Genomic DNA, 17408 nt, shown 5'->3' on the forward strand with positions numbered 1-17408 from the left:
AAAATGGTTTACGAATTATCAAACCCCGTTACAAAAACGTTGATTACGCACTTAAGAGAGCAAAAGAGTGATGCAATTCGTTTTAGACATACAGTTGCAGAGCTTACAAAGCAGCTTGTTTATGAAGCACTAAAAGAGTCCCCCTTAATCCAAAGGAGTATAAAAACTTGGCAAGGTGAACAAAGTTTTGGCGCTATTGATGAAAAAAATATAATCGTAGCAACGGTTTTGCGAGCAGGTATGCCTATGCTGCAGAGCGCTATAGAACTTCTGAGCGATGCTGCGGCAGGATTTTTGGCGATTAAAAGAGATGAGATTACACATAAGAGCGTTTTGTATTATGACAGACTTCCAGATTGCAGAGGTAAAACTATACTTTTGGTTGACCCAATGGTCGCAACAGGCGGGTCAATGTGTGATGCTATAGAGCTTATTAAGGGCAGAAATCCTAAGAAAATAATTGCGCTAAATATTATCGGCTCGCCTGAGGGATTAGAGAGAGTAAGCAAGGCATATCCAGAGGTGGATATTTTTATTTCGCAAATTGATGAGCGACTAAATAGTGATAAGTTTATAATACCGGGGCTTGGAGATGCGGGTGACCGCTCTTACAATACCCCGGAATAGCCCTTTGATGAGAATTGAATTAAGAGATAAAACTTCAAGAGAGATACTTGAGTGCTTTGAGAATTTGCGTGTAAAAGATGGTGAAGTTGTAGAAGTGGAAATTTTGGAGTCTGATATAGAGAGAATAGGCTTTAAAACTTTTGTTGACTTGGCGCAACTCTTTTTTATGAAACTTTTAACTCCTGTAAAAAAAGATGAAAGAACTACGATTTTAAGATTTCAAAAGCTGCATGTTAAAAACTCTTTTCATAAAAGTCAAGAAAAAGGCAGTGAAAAGTATGGGGTAGAGAGTGAGTTTTTTAGTATCGATAAAACAGCACAGTTTAGTTTTTTATACCACTATCAAAAAGCATTAGAGTTCATAGATATAAAAAGTAAAAAGAGGGTTCTAAATCTCGGTGTTAACAGCGGCGAGGAGTTTATGGTTATAAAAGAGATGCTTACGCAAAAAGAGTTTGAAGATATAGAATTTGTAGGCATCGACTACTCTGAGTCGGCGATAGAGTATGCGAAAAAAGAGTTTTTAGCGTATAAAAATGTGACGTTTTTTTGCCATGACATAAATAGACTTAAGGAGTTGAACTTAGGAAAATTTGACCTTATCGTCTCCATTGGAACACTTCAAAGCTCTAACATAGAGTTCAATGCTACTTTTATGTCTATATATCAAAATTATTTACAAAACAGTGGGGCGATTATACTCGGTTTTCCAAACTGCAGATGGATAGACAAAGAGATGCTCTACGGTGCAAAAGCCCCAAACTACAGCTTTAGTGAGCTTAGTTTGGTTTTAAAAGATATACACTTTTGTAAGAAGTATCTGCAACAAAAGAGGTATAGAGTGGTCGTGACGGGTAAGGATTATCTCTTTTTAAGCGCTAGAAAAATATAAGATGTTTAAATAATGAGTATAAATAATAAGGCTGATTTTTTTTATTTGGATATACTTTTTTATAAAAAAATTATGAGGACTTATATATGGATAATTATAGTCTGATGCTAGGAAATGAACTGTTTCAAAAGAGCTATTTTAAAGCTCATGAAAAAGAGTTTTTGGAGCTTGCCGAAAAAGGTCAAACGCCAAAAGCTCTTTATATAGGCTGTTCAGATTCAAGAGTCATACCCGATTTGATGACAAACAGTGCTCCGGGCGATTTGTTTGTTGTTAGAAACATCGGCAACTTTGTTGCACCCTACAAACCCGATGAAGATTTTCACTCTACTGCTTCTGCTATAGAGTATGCCGTAACTATCTTAGAGGTACAAAATATCATTGTTTGCGGACACACAGATTGTGGAGCGATAAAGGCTTTACACAATAAAATATGCGAGCATAACCCTGAGCTGGTTCATACCAAAACATGGCTAACACTTGGAGAGCGTGCGAAATCTCAAGCACTTTTAGCTCTTGGACTCAGAGCTGATAAAGATGCTTTGTATCGTCTTACCGAAAAACTCTCGGTTATTTCTCAATTAGAAAATCTTTTGACATATCCGTCTGTAAAAAAAAGAGTCGATAGCGGCGAAATTGCAATTCATGGTTGGATTTATGATATTGAAAGCGGAGAGATAGAGTATTACGACCCAGAGATTTCACAGTTTGTTGCGCTTAGCGCATTAAAAAACAGGGATTAAAGAAGCCATTTTTTTATCCAGACACTCAGCACGTAAAGTCCCCAAACATGTTGTTTGAAGCCTCCTCTTGAGGCTTTTTGTATGTACTCCTCAAGCGCCTCTTTTTTAAACATGCCGCTCTGCTCATTAACCTCTTTTATCAACGCTATCTTTTTACTATTTACCAGATACTCCATGTAGGGATTTGAGAACCCTTTTTTCTTACGCGAGAGTATCTTCTCATCTAGGAACGGTTTTAGAATTTTTTTCAAAAGTGCCTTGCTAGCACCATCTTCATAGCGTAGTTTCGGGTCAATAGTAAAAACAGCAGAGGCAAGTTTATGGTCTAAAAAAGGTGTGCGTGCTTCAAGAGAGTGCGCCATACTTACACGGTCAAGTTTTGTTAAAAAATGCTCCGCCTGAAAAAGATTCAGGTCTATGTAGCTGTACCAGATGCTCTCATCTTGATGCAAAGAGTTCTCAAATCTCTCTCTGTAGCTCTTGAGATATTTCAGCGATTCGTTGTCTCGTATGTTTCTTCTCATTAGAGCATTTTTTTGAAGGTCGCTAAAACTCTCTCCTATAGTTCGAAACAGCAGAGTGCTATCAAAAACTCTTTTGTATCTCTCCCACTCTCTGTTCATGGAGAAATTTGCGTGAAAATAGTTTTTTAGCCAGTTTTTGTTTTTCAGCTTTGAAGCACTCTGCACATCAAGATACTCAAAATATTGTTTGTAACCCAAAAACAGTTCATCACTTCCCTCTCCGCTTAAAACGACTCTGATACCATCTTGTTTAATCCTCTCAAACAGCAGGTAAAGAGGAACTGCGGCAGGGTCATTTAGAGGCTCATCCATTGCCTCAAAAACTTTTTCGCTTGAGAGCATAAAATCATTTTGTGAGATAATTATTTCTTGGTTTTTAAGTCCCAAAAGCGCTGCACTCTCTTTTGCATCAGCTCTCTCGTCATACTTTGCAAACTCTTTATAACCTAAAGTATATGTTTGCAAATTTACTCCTTGTTTGAGAGCATAAGCATTTATGGCAGCACTATCAATTCCGCCTGAGAGCAGTGAAGCCATCGGCGCATCAGAGTGAAGTCTGAGTTTTATAGACTCTTCAAGGAGATTTTCCAGCATATAAATTGCTTCATCCCTATCTGTAATGAGGTTTGGCTTTGCATCTAGCAGGTCAAAATATCTTTTGACTTCGATATGCCCATCTTTGAAAGTAAGATACTCTCCGGCTGCGAGTTTTTTGATGTTTTTAAAAAAGGTAAAGGGCGGAGTCGGAGCCAAAAAAGAGAGATAACTAAGAAGTGCTTCCTCGTCCATCTCAATTTTTTGCAAAAACGGCACAAGGGCTTTTATCTCGGAGGCAAAAATAAAAGCTTTGTCATGCATATAAAAGAGCGGCTTTTTTCCAAGTCTGTCGCGAAAAAGATACAGTGTGCCATCATCTAACAAAGCTATAACAAACATACCGCGTAAGTGTGTTATAAACTCCACTCCCCACTTCAAGTAAGCGGCAATTATGACTTCGCCCTCGCTTTGTGTTTTAAAAATAAACTCACTCTTTAGCTCTTCTCTTAACTCTTTGAAGTTATAAATTTCTCCGTTAAATGAGAGCAAAAGTTTCTCATGTAGAAGCGGTTGGTTTGAGCGGGAGTGAGTGTCTGTTATACTTAATCTATGATGTGCAAAAAAAAGATTTTCTCTTTGCACCACTCCGCAGAAATCAGGACCTCTGTGAGTTAAAAGCGAGAGCGCTTTTTTTGCTTTGCTCTCATTATACTCGCCTAAGATACCAAAAACGGCGCACACTATAGAGATTCTTCACTGTTTTTTATAAATAGAACTGTTATATCGTCTTGCATGTAGTCATCTTTCATTATTAGGGCTGATGCCCCCAAATCATTTGCAATCTGCTCTATTTGCGCAGTTGTCATGTAGTTATAGGTTTCACTGATTGTATCTCCGTGAAGAACATTAAAGATAAACCCTATTTGAGAGGCAGCATAGCAATTTCGTATGAAAAGATGTGTTTCAAACTCCTCAAGCACATTCATGGCACCGCTGCAAATATAGTAATCAGCCGAGGGGAGTTTGTCTTTGCAGATGTCGGCAACAACTATCTCACAACCTGTGTTTTCGCTTGCTATAGAGTACATATCTACTAAAGAATCTATACCGACATAGTTTTTAGGCGCTTTTTTCTTCTTTAACATATAGGTGTACAAATCGCCAAACCCACACCCTGCATCTGCTATGGTGTATAAGTTTATATTTTGCGGCAGCATCTCTAGGATAACATCAAACCTGATTTTTTGAGACTCCTTTGAGTGCCAATTTACACCTCTAGCGGTGATGCCGTACTTATCTATGGCAGAGGAGTAAAATTTTTGGCTGTCAATGCGTGGCATGTTGTAAAATTAAAAAAGAGGTCATTGTTTGTTTTTTCCAAAAAAATAGATTTAATTTTTAAATTATAGTATAAAATATATTTAGATTGCTTTTTTATTATGTTAGAATGTTGACAATATGTTATAAGGAATTGTTATGAGTCATATGTATAACCTCGCTATTATAGGTGCCGGTCCGGCTGGAATTGCTACTGCTGTTGAGAGCTATCTGCAGGGGATAAGAGATATTGTTTTACTGGAAAAAGATCAAAACCATAACTCAACGATACGCAAATACTACAAAGAGAACAAAAGAGTAGATAAGGATTGGAAGGGTCAAAAAATTGAACTTGATGGCAGAATCTACTTTGTTGATGGAACAAAAGAGACAACGCTGGATTTTTTTGACGAGATTATAGCGCATCACTCCGTAAAGCTTCAAACACATGTTGAGGTTCAAAGTATAGTTAAAAAAGATGGATATTTTGAAGTTTTTATGGCAGGACAGAGCATAACTGCAAAGTATGTGGTTGTTACTATTGGAAGAATGGGAAAACCGAATAAGCCGGATTATAAGATTCCATTGGAGATTAAAAAAAGAGTGGGTTATACCCTAGATGATTGCAGCGGCGGCGAAAAGATTTTAGTAGTAGGCGGTGGCGATAGCGCAATCGAGTATGCGATTGATTTAAGCGTAGCCAATGAAGTGGCAATTTGCTACAGAAGAGAGACGTTTAGACGCGCAAATCCTACAAATCAAAGAGATATTGCAAATGCCATTATGCACAAAGAGGTTGAGCCGATTTTAGGGGTTGATATAGAGTCGCTTGAGGCAGAGGAGGGCAAAGTAAAAGTGATTTTTAACGAGATAGAGCCTTGCATTTACGATAGGGTAATCTATGCAATAGGTGGGACGACTCCGAGTGCATTTTTAGCAAATTCCGGTATAAACGAGCAAGACGGCAAGCCTGTACATGATGAGAATTATGAGACAAATATAAAGGGTCTTTTTGTCGCTGGAGATATCACGCAAGAGAGCGGCGGGAGTATTGCTCTTGGTTTAAATCATGGCTATGCCATCGCTTGCCACATTCAGGAAAAGGAAGAGTAAGATAGAGCTTTTGGCTCTACTCTAAAACGTTTAAAAGGTTTAAAAAATCTATTTTATTAGAAAATCCGATACTCTCGTGAGTTATCTTCTCCTTGTTCGGCTCCACAAAAAATGTAACTGGAACAACTGGAGCATAGAGATATTTTGGAAAATTTTCCTCTTGTCGGTTGATGATAAGAGGGATATACTTTGATTTTATTTTATCATCAACATTTTTATCCATGAGCGTTTTTTTCTCAAATTTGCTACACCACGGGCAGTAGTTTGTAATCATCAGAACCATAAGGTTTTTCTTCTCTTTTTTTGCTCTCTCAAGAGCCGTTTTGTAGTCCGTTTCATACGCCATCTCTTTGGCAAACTCTTTATATCCCTCAGCAAAAAGTATTAAGCTTAGCGTCATGACAATTACTAATTTTTTCATAAGTTGTCCTCCTTGTACTGCAGCGCAAAATTGTACAAAAGTTCTTGCGCATTATCTAGTAAGTCACTCTCTAACTCTTCCACAACTAAAATCCTACTGCTCATGTAGGAGATAACAAAAATATTTTCTTTTGTGTCGAGTCTTTTTGCACTCTCTCCTAGCATCAACTCTATTTTTAGTGCAATCGTATCTCCCACTCCTATAAAGCCAACAAGAAATGCAAGCGACCTTGTAGAGAAGTTTTGAGTATTTATCCCAAGCTCTGTAGATGTTTGTACAATCATATCAAGTAGGAGCTGTTTATATTTTTTATCAATTTTCTCACTGTTTAACTCTACTACGGGATAGTAGCTTTTTACACCGCTTAGTTCAAAGGGTGTTTGTGCATTTACAAACATAGCAAATAGCGATAAAAATATAAACACTTTAGTGAATTTCATTTTTGATTCCTATTTTCTTTATTTTGTAGTTATTTATAAGTTTAATAATAATCATGATAGAAATTGCTTGAAAAAGTGAAGCTAAAATAAGTGCATAGTAGTGAAGTTCATCTATACTGTTTGCATTATAAGCAAGGGTTGCCATAGCGATGAGTAGTGTTAGCGGCATGGAGTGGGAAAGCCCCATAAGCAAGGAGTCTATAAGCTTTAACTCTTTTATAAACACAAGAGATGCCACAACTCTCATAAGCGTCATTGCGAGTGTGATAAAGAGTGCTTTTTGTATAAGCCCATCCACAAAGAGCATCTCAAGGTTAAAAGAACTTCCTATATGGATAAAAAATATAGGCACTAAAAACCCAAAACCAAAGGAGGCGAGTTTTTCGGGCAGTTCATGTTTATGCTCAAAAAAAGTAGGAATAAATATTCCCGCTAAAAACGCGCCAAAGGCAAGCTCTAGATGCAAGTAGAGCATAGCACCTACAAGAAGAAAAAATATCCCCATGGAGAGCCTGATATCTTGCTCTTTGTTGTCATCATGAGGCATAAGAGATGTTGATACCTCCGGAAACCACCAAAAAAGAAGCTCCATTGCACGAAATAGCAAAAACATAAATAGCAAAAATAGCACAAGCGCAAATATTGTCTTAACAAGTCCCATCCCCAGGCCTGATTGCAGCGCTGCCGAGGTTAGGGTTAAAAAGCCGATGCTTACTATCTCGCCTATTGCTCCTGCTGTCATTGAGAGCGAGAGCCATGGAGTTTTGCCGTACTCTTTTGAGAGCGTTGCGATAAGCCCCACAGAGATAAGCGGCATAAGTACCATAAATATCTTTCCAAGGTTAAGGTAGAGGGAGAGGGCAATAGAAAATGCGTATAAGATAACAAGATAGAGAATGATTTTATTTATTAACTGTTTTGGCGTTTTGAGAGTGTTTTTTAGATTTATCTCAGTTCCGGCGATAAACATTAGATATAAAAATCCAAGTTCTGCCACTATTTTAAAAAGGTGCTCCTCATGTAAAAAGCCGGCATAAGCGAAAACAGCTCCAAAGATAATCTCAATCGGGGTAGTTGGAAGTTTTAAAAGCTTCGCAAAAAAAGGCGAAAATATGATTATAAGAGAAATAGTTACTACTAGTATGACATTTTCATTCATTGGTTTATCGTACCGTTTTTGCTATATTTAGATTTAGTGATTTTAGCATCTCTAAATCTTTGTTCATCTCACGCCCGTTAGTTGTAAGATAATTTCCAATAACTATGGAGTTTGCGCCATGTGAAAAAATCTCACTCTGCCTTTGCCCAAACATAAGCTCTCTACCTCCTGCTACCATTATGCGCTCGGCAGCATCAAGCATATCTCTAGTAAGCTGTATAAGAGATAGAGCCTCCTCAATACTTAGCGGATTTGGAGCGAGTTCAAGGGCTTCGTTGTGATGATAAAAATTTATAGGAACAGATGCAGGATTTAAAGATTTTAAAGACTCAAGCATATTTATTCTATCTTCATGGCTCTCCCCAAGTCCGAAAATTCCGCCACTAATAAGCACTAAACCCGCTTCATTTACATTTTGACAAGTCTCATATCTCTCATCCCAAGAGTGTGTTGTACAGACTTTTTCATAGTGCTTTCTTGAGGTTTCAAGATTGTGGTTATATGCTTTTATGCCCGCTTTTTTAAGAGTAAGAAGTTGTTCAAGTGTTGCGGTGCCGTTGCAGGCGATTAGTCTAAGATGCGGCACCTCTTTTGTCAAAATTTCAGCAATAGAGCAGACAAAAGAGAGAATTTTTTCATTTAGACCTTTATCTGCGCTTACAAGACAAAATCCCAAGGCGCCATTTGCATATGCAGTTTTTGCCTCTTTTAAAATAAGCTCCATATCTTTTTGTTTATACCGTTCTATATCTGCTTTATAGCGTACGCTTTGAGAACAAAACTTACAATCTTCATTACAGGTACCGCTGTTTATGTTGCAGATTGAGCATAAAAATATCTCTTTATTCATGGGGTTTGCCTTGTGTGTCTAAACTCTTCTTTTTTTATCTCGTCACTTTTGTTGGCTCTTGTGTACCTTGTTAGTATAAACTCACTCTCTTTTATCTCCAGCATCGCCCACTCAGAGAGGGGTTTATTTCTAGCACACACCTCCCCGGGGTTCAAAAAGAGGGTGTTGTTAACAAACTCTATAAAAAACTCGTGAGTATGAGCAAATATTATAACATCTGTGTCTGGAGTCATATAAAAAGGGAGATGCATAAGCTTGAATTTTGTATTTGCAAGCTTAAAGTAGTATGGCTCTTGAACTAGATTAAACTCGTCGTGAAACTTTGCCAAATGGGCATCATTATTCCCATAAACCGCTTCATATCTGATGCCGCTTTTATGCAGAAGATGAAGCACTTCCACATCTACTATATCGCCCGCATGGAGCATAAACTCGGCACCGTCGGCCATGAGAGAATCTATCGCTCTTCTGGCTTTTTTTACCTTTGTGTGAGTGTCTGCAATGATGCCTATTTTCATAATCTATTTTTACTCTATATCTTCAATCGGCGTTCGTGCTTTACACTTTATGCACTCATAAACCTCTTTTGCTCTATAGGTTCTTCTTGCCAAAGCGCCGCCGCAACTCTTTTCTTTGCATTTTATAGTTGTTGGTTCAAACTTTGAGATAAATGTACATTTAGGATAGTTCTCACACCCCCAAAATGGACCTCGTCTTGAGTTTTTAAGGCTTATTTTGCCGCCACAATCAGGACATGGAGTCTCGCTTATTTTCTCCTCTATGTTTATGCTTTTTGTGTTTTTGCACTCAGGGTAGCCGCTACATGCTAAAAACTGACCGTTTCTGCCGCTTTTTACAACCATCGCTTTGCCGCACTTATCGCATATCTCATCGCTTGACTCAGAGTTTGCCTGCCCTTTGTCCTCCTCACTACCTTCGACCTGTTCAGTATATTTACACTTTGGAAAGCCGCTACATGCGATAAACTCTCCAAATCTTCCTGAACGAAGAAGTAGCTCCTCTGCACATTTAGGACAAGCACGACCAAGAGGTTTTGCAACTTTTAGCGATACTATTTTATTTTTACCCTCTTCTACCTGCTCTAAAAACGGGAAGTAAAAATCGCTTAAAAGCTTCTGCCAATCATTCTGTCCCTCTGCTACTTCATCAAGCTTCTCCTCCATGTTTGCAGTAAAGGAGACATCGACTATATTTGCAAAATTTTTCTCTAAAATCTCCGTGACGGTAAATGCCATCTCTGTAGGAATAATCTGCTTTTTTTCAATAGTCACATAAGTTCTGCTGCTAAGAGTTGCAATAGTTGGAGCATAGGTTGAGGGACGACCGATTCCCTCGCTTTCTAGTTTTTTGATGAGCGCAGCTTCAGAGTAACGAGCTGGCGGTTCTGTAAAGTGCTGCTCTTGTTTTACTTTTTGTATTTCGGCTGCTTCGCCCTCTTTAAGCGTCGGAAGAAGTTTGTCTTTGTCTTCTGCTCCCGTTAGTGCATAAAAACCGTCAAAAATGAGCTTTCTTCCACTTGCTCTGTACTCGTTCTCTTTGCCGCTAAAGATAATGCTCTGTTGCTCAAAGATGGCATCATTCATCTGACATGCCATAAATCTCTCATATATTAGACGGTAGAGTTTAATCTCATCAGGCTTTAAAAAACTCTGCGCGACCTCTGGGGTAAACTGTAACATAGTCGGGCGGATTGCTTCGTGTGCTTCTTGCGCGCCTTTTGCTTTTTTTGTATAAATTTTAGGCTCATTAGGAAGATATTCTTTGCCAAATCTGCTCTCAATTACGCCGCGAACAGCGCTTAAAGACTCCTGTGCAAGGTTGAGAGAGTCCGTTCTCATGTAGGTAATAACACCGCTTGTTCCGCTTGGAGTTTTTACGCCCTCATAGAGAGCTTGCGCTACCATCATTGTTTTTTTAGGGGTAAATCCTAGTTTGCTTGATGCAGTTTGTTGAAGAGTAGATGTCATAAATGGCGGCGGAGTTGAGCTTTTTCTCTCTTTTGTCTCAATTTTTGATATAACAAAGGAGTCGGCTTTGACACTTTCTACTATTGAGTCTGCTTGTTTTTTATTTGTAATTGAGAGTTTTGAGAGTTTGTCCTGTTTATGCTCTATAAGAGTCGCTTCTATATCTTTTTTAAAAAGTGTATCTATTGTCCAATACTCTTCGGGAATAAACGCTTTTATCTCACGCTCGCGATCTACTACAAGTTTTAGTGTTGAGGATTGAACACGACCTGCTGAGAGTCCTTTTTGTATCTTTGAGCTTAGAAGTGGAGAGAGTTTGTAGCCTACGACACGGTCAAGAATACGGCGAGCTTGTTGAGCATTTACCATATCCATGTCTATTTTACGGGCATTTTGCAGGGCATTATTTATCGCAGTTTTTGTTATCTCATGAAATACTATTCTAGGAAGCGTAAGAGGGTCTCTTTTTATAGCATGAGCTATGTGCCACCCTATAGCTTCTCCCTCGCGGTCCTCATCGGTCGCGATATATATCGTATCACTCTTTTTTGCCAAAGCATTTATCTCTTTGACTGTTGCGGCATTCTCTTTTGCGACACTGTACACGGGAACGAGATGATTGTCTTCATCCACGCTAATTCCAAAACGAGATTTTGGAAGGTCTCGTATATGTCCTTTTGAAGCGATGACCTCATAATCTTTACCGAGAAAGTTTTTAATAGTCTTAGCTTTAGCGGGTGATTCGACGATAATTAAGTTCAAATAATTTTCCTGTTGCGCTATACATTATATATAGTGTAGTAATTTTTAAGTTTGCAAGTGTAGCAAAAAAAGTATAAAAAGAGAAAATAGAAAAAAAGTGACTTGCATCTAAGCTTCACAAACTAGATTTAATCTAGTTTGTAGTTTTAGCGGGGTTATTTTATTTTTGAGAAAAATTAATTTTTGTTTAACTCTTCATCTTTCCAATATTTAGTTCCTTGAATGGTAGCTTGCAGAGCTAAGCCGTTTTGCGTCATTTTATAGAGTCGTATTCCCGGTGCAACCGTAACAGCTGCATTTGCAGAACCCCCTCTCTCCTCATACTTAGCAGCAGCATCAGCCTGCGCATTTGCTTCCCAGCCAGAGTTAACAAAGGTATCATATACTTTTTTATTTTCAAATAAAAAAACTGCTCTGAAATCCTTGATGCCAAGACCAAAGCCAACACCTCCAGATGCCATATTCATATAAGTGTTTATTCCTGTTTTGTTATTGTGGGCAAGACCTTTTCCGCCTTCTGCCGATAAAAAAACAAGGTTGACCCCAACATTACTAAACGTTGCATACCCGTAAGAGCGAAGCACTATCTTTTTTGCTTCAGGTGCATATTTATATAGCAGTTGCATAGTTTGATTACTAGATACGATACGGTTTACTCTCTCAAGCCTGTTCTCTTCTCTGATTTCACGCTTACTTTTACCGGACCAAAAGCCTGAAAAGAGAACAGCAATAAGAAGAAGAGCCAGAACTAATTTTAAATGTTTCATTATGCCAACCTTAAGCGGGTACTCTTAATTTGTAAATAATAATAACATAATTTATTAAAATAGATAAACTTTAAGCTATAGACAGATTTTAATCTATAATGTTATTATTGTGAAAATATAATAACAGGCGTTTTGCCGACAAAGGATTAAATTGAAACTACGAGCAGTATTTGGCGTGATTGTTTTTGGACTAATGTTTTTAATGAGTGGCTGTGCACTTAAGAGTGTTGATGCCAAAAATAGTGGATTTTTCAAAGATTATACGCAATTAAAAAGTGTAGATAAGGTTAAGCTCTCAAAGTACAAAACTATTTTAATTGCTCCGACTCAAGTAATATCTGCAATTGCGCCTAAAGAGCAGACAGCCTCACAAAAGAGACTCTACAAAGAGATTTCAGACTATTTAGATGAGGGATATAAAAGAGAAATTAAAAACAGCTCTGTATACAAAGTAGTAGAGAAAAAAGGAGTGGATACCCTGATATTTGAGTCGGCAGTCTCGGCGGTAGAGGTGCACTTTGATGATAAAAAATGGAATCAATTTTCGCCAATAGCGATGGATATTACCGTAACATCTTACAACTCCTATATAGATGAAAATGTAAGAATGTTAGGCGAGAAGCGTATTGTCGATGCTACAACGGATGAAGTGTTGATAGAGAGCATGGATATAATAAAAGATAAAAAAATTATATTAAATGGCGATACTTTGGACCTTGAAGCTATGAAACCTGCACTTGATGCATGGATAGAGCTTGTTAAAAACTATCTTGCCAACTAGGTTGAAGTAGCGTGTCTTTGCAAGTCGGCTGGAAGCATTTTCCTTTTGAGGAGGTTGCATTAAAGAGCGATACTTTCTGCGCTTCTTTAAAGGGATTGCGTATAGTTCAGCTATCTGATCTTCACCTTGGCAGAAATGTCAAAGTTGATTATCTTAGAACTCTTGTAGAAAAGATAAACAAGATAAAACCTGATCTTCTTCTCTTTAGCGGAGATATACTTCAAACCTCCGCCTTGCTTGTAAAAGAGCATCTTGGATGCTTTAGGGAGCTTGAAGTGCCATCATATTATGTGAGCGGAAATCATGATATTTTTTATGGTCCAAAAGAGCTCAAAATTATAATGCAAGAGAGCGGAGTCGTCTGTCTTGATAATAAAATAGTAGAGCTGAAGATAAAAGGCTCTCTTTTACAGCTAGTAGGGCTTAGTGATAGATATAGTTTTGTGCGCGGAATCAAACGACCCATAAAAGAGCTTTTTTTAGAACTAAATCCTGACGTATCTACAATACTGCTAACGCATCAACCAAAAGATATCTCACATATAGATGATTTTCGCGTAGATATTCAACTCAGCGGACATACTCATGGCGGACAGATATACCCTCTTAGCATTGTTGTTAAATATTTTCAACCCTATATATCGGGAGAGTATAAGCATAAAAATACGCTTCTTTATGTCTGCAGAGGGCTTGGATACTGGGGTGTTAATGTCAGGTACAGAGTTTCATCTCAAATACCGGTTTTTACTATCAATTAACATAATGGTAGTATAATTTTATTTTATTAATTCAAGGAAAAAAATGAATAAATTTTTAGCAGCTTTAACCATAAGCGCTGCTTTATTAGGCGCAGATTCTATAAAAATAGACTCCCCATTAAACGTGTTGGACAACTTTAAGTATGAGACTCCGACAGGTCGTCAGATGAAGATACCGCAAAAAACAAAGTTGGTAATAGTTGCTTTTGATAAAGATACAGGAGCTTTAATCAACGAATATCTTGATACTCAAAATAAGTTTTATCTTTTAAAGCATAACTCTATATTTATAGCAGACATAAACAAAATGCCGTCCATTATTACGAGTATGTTTGCTTTGCCAAAACTTCAAAAATATAAACATCTTATCTACCTGCACTATGGAGATAAGTTCCAAAACAGTATTCCAAACAAAGAGGAGAAAATTACTCTGCTTCGTGTAGAGGATTCAAAAATCAAAGAGATATCTTTTATCTCTTCAAAACAAGAACTCAAAGCAGCGATTGAGAAGTGATATCGCTAAAAGCACTCAGAAAAACCCCTTTTAAAAGCCTTTTAATATTTTCATCCATTACCATCGCGGTAATGGCCATTTTTCTTATAAGTTCGGTATCTCAGGGTGTAATTGGGATGTACTCGAAGATGATAAAAACTGATGGAGATATTATCATTACTCAAAAAGGCATCTCAGACACCTTTTTTTCAAATGTTGATATCGGCTTAATTAAAAAGATAGATAAGCTAGAGAGTGTAGCATCAAGCTATGGAATGATAGTAGGGGCTTCCCCGATAGGGCATATTCCAATAGCCGGAATTTACGGTACAACAGCAAATCATTTTTCACACTATAAGCTCTCAAGGGGAGAGTATCCAAAGGATGGCGAAGTTATTTTGGGTGCAAATCTGGCTAAGCAGTTTGCATCGCAAAGTGTAAATATAGGGAACAAGCGTTTTAAAATCTCAGGCATCTTTAGTAGCGAGATAGGCTTTGAAGAGGGTGGCGTTGTTATGAATATAGAGGATGCAGGGAGACTTTTTAACCGCTCTGCTTCTTTTATTTTAGTCACTTCTGATTCGCCAAACAATACAGATAATATCGCAAAAAAAATCGCTCTGCTTGATGATGAGATAGAGGTAAAGACTACGCAGAATTTTGTAAAAGAGTATAACCAGTTTAAAATCATTGAAAACTCATCTCTTGTAATCTCGACACTCGCTTTTGCTATGGGGCTAATGGGAATTGCTTCGGTTATGAGCATGATTGTTAACTCACGAAAAGAGGAGTTTGGTATTATGCGCGCACTTGGTAAAAGTCGGTTTTTTATCATTAAAAATCTCTTTTTTGAGACGTTTATAATGAGTGTTTCTGCTTACTTGTTTGCTCTTCTTCTAAGTCTTGGCATCTTGGCTTTGCTACCGCATATAGAGATGCTTCAGGGGTATGTAAATGGTACTCTTTCGCTCTCTACTGCCATTTATGTTCTGGCTTCAACACTTTTTATGGCTCTTCTGGGCTCACTGGTACCGGCTTGGATAGCTTCTAAAACAGACCCGATACTTCTTATAAATCAAGGATGTGCATGATAAAAGCATCACATGTTTCACACTTTTACGGAGCTGAGCAGGTTCTTTTTGATCTCTCGTTTGAGATTAAGGGAGGTGAGTTTTTATTTTTAAGTGGAGAGAGCGGAAGTGGAAAATCAACACTCCTCTCTATTCTCTCAACTCTTTTAAAACCATCAAGCGGAGAGCTTTTGATAGATGGTGAGTCGGTTGATAAAATTAAAAATATAGATTATTTTCGTCAAAGCAAAGTAGGATTTGTTTTTCAGTTTCACTATCTCATAAACTATCTAAGCGTCTATGAAAACATAGTATTAGCCGCACTAGATGATAAAAAGCACAATATAAAAAAAATACTTAAGAAACTCGGTATTTTGGAACTCTCAGCGCGTTATCCAAATGAGATTTCAGGCGGGCAGAGACAGCGGGTGGCTCTTGCAAGAGCGCTTGTTAATGAGCCAAAAATCATATTTGCAGATGAGCCGACAGGCAGTTTGGATTCAAAAAACTCAACAATAGTTTATGGACTTTTAGCAGATGCTCTAAAAAATGGCACTACAGTAGTAGTTGCATCTCATGATATGCGGATAGAGAATTATGCAACTCAAATAATCAGGTTAAAAGATGGACAAATTTTATAAACTAGTAGATTTAGTTATGCCTATTTGGGCATTTATATTTTTAGGCTCTATTGTAGTAGGGGTTATCTATGGGGCTCAGATGTTGGGCTTTTCACTCTTAGACTCTACGCTTTTAAATGCTTCGACTACTCGTTCTCTGCATATTACGCTAATGCTTTATGGTCCCATAATGCTTGCTTTGTCGCTGCTTCCTTTTGCACTTTTTGCAAAAGATAAGCTTGATTTAAGCCAAGCTGTAGAGCCGCTTAAAAACTACTTTTTATTGTGGCATCTATTTCTTTTTATGGCTGTTGTCTCTATTTTACTCGGAGTTCAAAGGGGCTTGCCTTTTTATGATTTTGCTTATGAGTTAAATTTTATACTTGTGGCTTCTGGAATTTTTTATATAGTTGCCATATTTAAAACAATAAAGCATTATAAGATTACGCCGTTATGGGTAAAAGTCTCCAAAACGCTTCTGTTTGTTGCTCCTATATCGCTTCTTGTTCTAATGAACCCCACTTTCGGACAGGTTGAAAAAACATTAATCGGACCTCATGGAGACAATACTCTAGGGATGAGTTTTACGCTTATTCCGCTTTTTTATCTTATGATAAAGCTACACGCAAAAGAGAGTTTTACCCCAAAATGGCATCTTTTTTGGATAATTCCGCTTGCCGGATATGCGCTCTCTGTGGGTACTCGAATATTTAGAGGGGAACTCTCGTACGGGGAGGAGTGGGTTTATCAATGGTTGACATTTGCCTATGCTCCGCTTTTGATTAAGTGGTGCAGAGATGCAGAGATAACTTTTAAACAGACACCTTATCTTGTAATCTCCATCTGGGCGTTTTTGTTTGTAATGATTCAGGGAAATATACTGTTTATTCCCGAGATACGCTGGCCATTTCACAGAAATGATTTGATTGTCGCTCATGCTCATGTTGCCATCGGACTAGGTATATTTTTTATGTCACTTAGCATCTTGAAGTATTTTTACAAATTGCCGGATAAGTTTATGTACTTTTGGCTTTTTGTTATAGGAGTTATCTTTGTAGCGCTCTCACTTGCAGGCTTTGATGAAGCGGGAGTTTTCGCAGTTGATGTAATATCTATGTGGTGGATTCGCCTCTTTGGCGGAGTAGTGGCAGTTGGGGGTCTAATTTATTTTATTATAAAAAAGATAAAAATTCCAAAGCCTTCTTTGCTTGAGTTGTATCATATAAACGGCTTTATGTCAGATGGTTTGGGTGCACTTTTACTCTTTATCTCTGCGCCTGTGCTGTTTGAGTTTTTAGGGTTATACTTCACTCCGTACTACTACCTTGTTTTTGGTTTTATGGGTTTTGTTGGTATTTTACATCTGGCTGGAATAACCAAAGAGGCACATTTTTTGGCATACTGCACCTCTATCGCCCGCCTGATTACAGGCACCATCTTTTTCTCTCTATTTTATTTAGGGACAATAGACGCTCTGGGACTTATTGTAGGTTTTTATGATATTTTTTATGCTCTTATATACCTTGTTTTTAGAAGCCGCCTATGA

Annotated in this window: 19 protein-coding genes; 10 read left to right on the forward strand and 9 right to left on the reverse strand. The window is 37.8% G+C overall.

Annotation, left to right across the window (positions count from 1 at the left end):
- Window positions 1-3 precede the first annotated feature (3 nt).
- From upp to M0Q17_RS02355, 3 genes are all read left to right on the forward strand, one after another.
- Window positions 4-627: a uracil phosphoribosyltransferase gene (upp, locus tag M0Q17_RS02345; protein ID WP_295082894.1), complete on the forward strand. Its 624-nt coding sequence runs from the start codon at window positions 4-6 to the stop codon at window positions 625-627.
- A gap of 7 nt (window positions 628-634) precedes the next feature.
- Window positions 635-1519 (forward strand): methyltransferase domain-containing protein, encoded by an 885-nt coding sequence (locus M0Q17_RS02350; protein ID WP_295082896.1) that lies wholly within the window; start codon window positions 635-637, stop codon window positions 1517-1519.
- An 86-nt stretch (window positions 1520-1605) separates the two neighbouring features.
- Complete coding sequence (locus M0Q17_RS02355) at window positions 1606-2262, forward strand: carbonic anhydrase (RefSeq protein ID WP_295082898.1); 657 nt, start codon at window positions 1606-1608, stop codon at window positions 2260-2262.
- On the opposite strand, the gene asnB is transcribed toward M0Q17_RS02355, so the two are convergent.
- Together asnB and M0Q17_RS02365 are read right to left on the reverse strand one after the other, a co-directional pair.
- Window positions 2259-4064 carry an asparagine synthase (glutamine-hydrolyzing) gene (gene asnB, locus M0Q17_RS02360; protein WP_295082900.1) on the reverse strand — a complete coding sequence of 602 codons (1806 nt, stop codon included), beginning with the start codon at window positions 4062-4064 and terminating at the stop codon, window positions 2259-2261. The two genes, M0Q17_RS02355 and asnB, sit on opposite strands and share 4 nt — an antisense overlap.
- Entirely contained in the window at window positions 4064-4663 is a 600-nt protein-coding gene (locus M0Q17_RS02365; protein WP_295082901.1) for a class I SAM-dependent methyltransferase, read from the reverse strand. Before M0Q17_RS02365 ends, asnB begins: the two co-directional genes overlap by 1 nt.
- A gap of 136 nt (window positions 4664-4799) precedes the next feature.
- Here M0Q17_RS02365 and M0Q17_RS02370 point away from each other — a divergent pair, with 136 nt between their 5' ends.
- A complete protein-coding gene (locus M0Q17_RS02370) occupies window positions 4800-5753 on the forward strand; it encodes an NAD(P)-binding domain-containing protein (protein WP_295082903.1) in 954 nt (317 codons plus the stop codon).
- Between the two features lie 16 nt (window positions 5754-5769).
- Here M0Q17_RS02370 and M0Q17_RS02375 read toward each other — a convergent pair whose 3' ends face one another.
- The 7 genes from M0Q17_RS02375 to M0Q17_RS02405 form a co-directional block, all read right to left on the reverse strand.
- Complete coding sequence (locus M0Q17_RS02375; protein ID WP_295082905.1) at window positions 5770-6174, reverse strand: thioredoxin family protein; 405 nt, start codon at window positions 6172-6174, stop codon at window positions 5770-5772.
- Complete coding sequence (locus M0Q17_RS02380; protein ID WP_295082907.1) at window positions 6171-6614, reverse strand: hypothetical protein; 444 nt, start codon at window positions 6612-6614, stop codon at window positions 6171-6173. The genes M0Q17_RS02375 and M0Q17_RS02380 overlap by 4 nt, the downstream gene beginning before the upstream one ends.
- Window positions 6601-7773 (reverse strand): cation:proton antiporter, encoded by a 1173-nt coding sequence (locus tag M0Q17_RS02385; protein ID WP_295082909.1) that lies wholly within the window; start codon window positions 7771-7773, stop codon window positions 6601-6603. Before M0Q17_RS02385 ends, M0Q17_RS02380 begins: the two co-directional genes overlap by 14 nt.
- 4 nt (window positions 7774-7777) lie before the next feature.
- A complete protein-coding gene (locus tag M0Q17_RS02390) occupies window positions 7778-8623 on the reverse strand; it encodes a biotin synthase (RefSeq protein ID WP_295082911.1) in 846 nt (281 codons plus the stop codon).
- Entirely contained in the window at window positions 8620-9141 is a 522-nt protein-coding gene (locus M0Q17_RS02395) for a YfcE family phosphodiesterase (protein ID WP_295082913.1), read from the reverse strand. Before M0Q17_RS02395 ends, M0Q17_RS02390 begins: the two co-directional genes overlap by 4 nt.
- 9 nt (window positions 9142-9150) lie before the next feature.
- Window positions 9151-11373, reverse strand: coding sequence for a type I DNA topoisomerase (gene topA, locus M0Q17_RS02400; protein WP_295082914.1), 2223 nt, complete (start codon window positions 11371-11373; stop codon window positions 9151-9153).
- A gap of 176 nt (window positions 11374-11549) precedes the next feature.
- Window positions 11550-12140 (reverse strand): hypothetical protein, encoded by a 591-nt coding sequence (locus M0Q17_RS02405; protein ID WP_295082916.1) that lies wholly within the window; start codon window positions 12138-12140, stop codon window positions 11550-11552.
- Between the two features lie 151 nt (window positions 12141-12291).
- On the opposite strand from M0Q17_RS02405, the gene M0Q17_RS02410 reads away from it, so the two are divergent.
- Genes M0Q17_RS02410 through M0Q17_RS02435 form a run of 6 tightly spaced genes read left to right on the forward strand, consistent with a single transcriptional unit; the run spans window position 12292 to window position 17408 of the window.
- Entirely contained in the window at window positions 12292-12921 is a 630-nt protein-coding gene (locus M0Q17_RS02410; protein ID WP_295082918.1) for a DUF3313 family protein, read from the forward strand.
- 11 nt (window positions 12922-12932) lie between these two features.
- Complete coding sequence (locus M0Q17_RS02415; RefSeq protein ID WP_295082920.1) at window positions 12933-13679, forward strand: metallophosphoesterase; 747 nt, start codon at window positions 12933-12935, stop codon at window positions 13677-13679.
- Window positions 13680-13722: 43 nt separating this feature from the next.
- Window positions 13723-14193, forward strand: a complete 471-nt coding sequence (locus M0Q17_RS02420; protein ID WP_295082922.1) for a hypothetical protein — start codon at window positions 13723-13725, stop codon at window positions 14191-14193.
- Window positions 14190-15263, forward strand: coding sequence for an ABC transporter permease (locus M0Q17_RS02425; RefSeq protein WP_295082924.1), 1074 nt, complete (start codon window positions 14190-14192; stop codon window positions 15261-15263). The genes M0Q17_RS02420 and M0Q17_RS02425 overlap by 4 nt, the downstream gene beginning before the upstream one ends.
- A complete protein-coding gene (locus M0Q17_RS02430) occupies window positions 15260-15883 on the forward strand; it encodes an ABC transporter ATP-binding protein (protein WP_295082926.1) in 624 nt (207 codons plus the stop codon). Before M0Q17_RS02425 ends, M0Q17_RS02430 begins: the two co-directional genes overlap by 4 nt.
- Complete coding sequence (locus M0Q17_RS02435; RefSeq protein WP_295082928.1) at window positions 15867-17408, forward strand: hypothetical protein; 1542 nt, start codon at window positions 15867-15869, stop codon at window positions 17406-17408. The genes M0Q17_RS02430 and M0Q17_RS02435 overlap by 17 nt, the downstream gene beginning before the upstream one ends.

This window comes from Sulfurimonas sp., assembly GCF_023229105.1.
Classification (GTDB): Bacteria; Campylobacterota; Campylobacteria; order Campylobacterales; family Sulfurimonadaceae; genus Sulfurimonas.

What these genes read in the sequence shown, in the direction of transcription:
- upp (WP_295082894.1), top strand. Translation starts at nt 4, where the DNA reads ATGGTTTACGAATTATCAAACCCCGTTACAAAAACGTTGATTACGCAC.
- M0Q17_RS02350 (WP_295082896.1), top strand. Translation starts at nt 635, where the DNA reads ATGAGAATTGAATTAAGAGATAAAACTTCAAGAGAGATACTTGAGTGC.
- M0Q17_RS02355 (WP_295082898.1), top strand. Translation starts at nt 1,606, where the DNA reads ATGGATAATTATAGTCTGATGCTAGGAAATGAACTGTTTCAAAAGAGC.
- M0Q17_RS02365 (WP_295082901.1), bottom strand. Translation starts at nt 4,663, where the DNA reads ATGCCACGCATTGACAGCCAAAAATTTTACTCCTCTGCCATAGATAAG.
- M0Q17_RS02370 (WP_295082903.1), top strand. Translation starts at nt 4,800, where the DNA reads ATGAGTCATATGTATAACCTCGCTATTATAGGTGCCGGTCCGGCTGGA.
- M0Q17_RS02375 (WP_295082905.1), bottom strand. Translation starts at nt 6,174, where the DNA reads ATGAAAAAATTAGTAATTGTCATGACGCTAAGCTTAATACTTTTTGCT.
- M0Q17_RS02380 (WP_295082907.1), bottom strand. Translation starts at nt 6,614, where the DNA reads ATGAAATTCACTAAAGTGTTTATATTTTTATCGCTATTTGCTATGTTT.
- M0Q17_RS02385 (WP_295082909.1), bottom strand. Translation starts at nt 7,773, where the DNA reads ATGAATGAAAATGTCATACTAGTAGTAACTATTTCTCTTATAATCATA.
- M0Q17_RS02390 (WP_295082911.1), bottom strand. Translation starts at nt 8,623, where the DNA reads ATGAATAAAGAGATATTTTTATGCTCAATCTGCAACATAAACAGCGGT.
- M0Q17_RS02395 (WP_295082913.1), bottom strand. Translation starts at nt 9,141, where the DNA reads ATGAAAATAGGCATCATTGCAGACACTCACACAAAGGTAAAAAAAGCC.
- M0Q17_RS02405 (WP_295082916.1), bottom strand. Translation starts at nt 12,140, where the DNA reads ATGAAACATTTAAAATTAGTTCTGGCTCTTCTTCTTATTGCTGTTCTC.
- M0Q17_RS02420 (WP_295082922.1), top strand. Translation starts at nt 13,723, where the DNA reads ATGAATAAATTTTTAGCAGCTTTAACCATAAGCGCTGCTTTATTAGGC.
- M0Q17_RS02430 (WP_295082926.1), top strand. Translation starts at nt 15,260, where the DNA reads ATGATAAAAGCATCACATGTTTCACACTTTTACGGAGCTGAGCAGGTT.
- M0Q17_RS02435 (WP_295082928.1), top strand. Translation starts at nt 15,867, where the DNA reads ATGGACAAATTTTATAAACTAGTAGATTTAGTTATGCCTATTTGGGCA.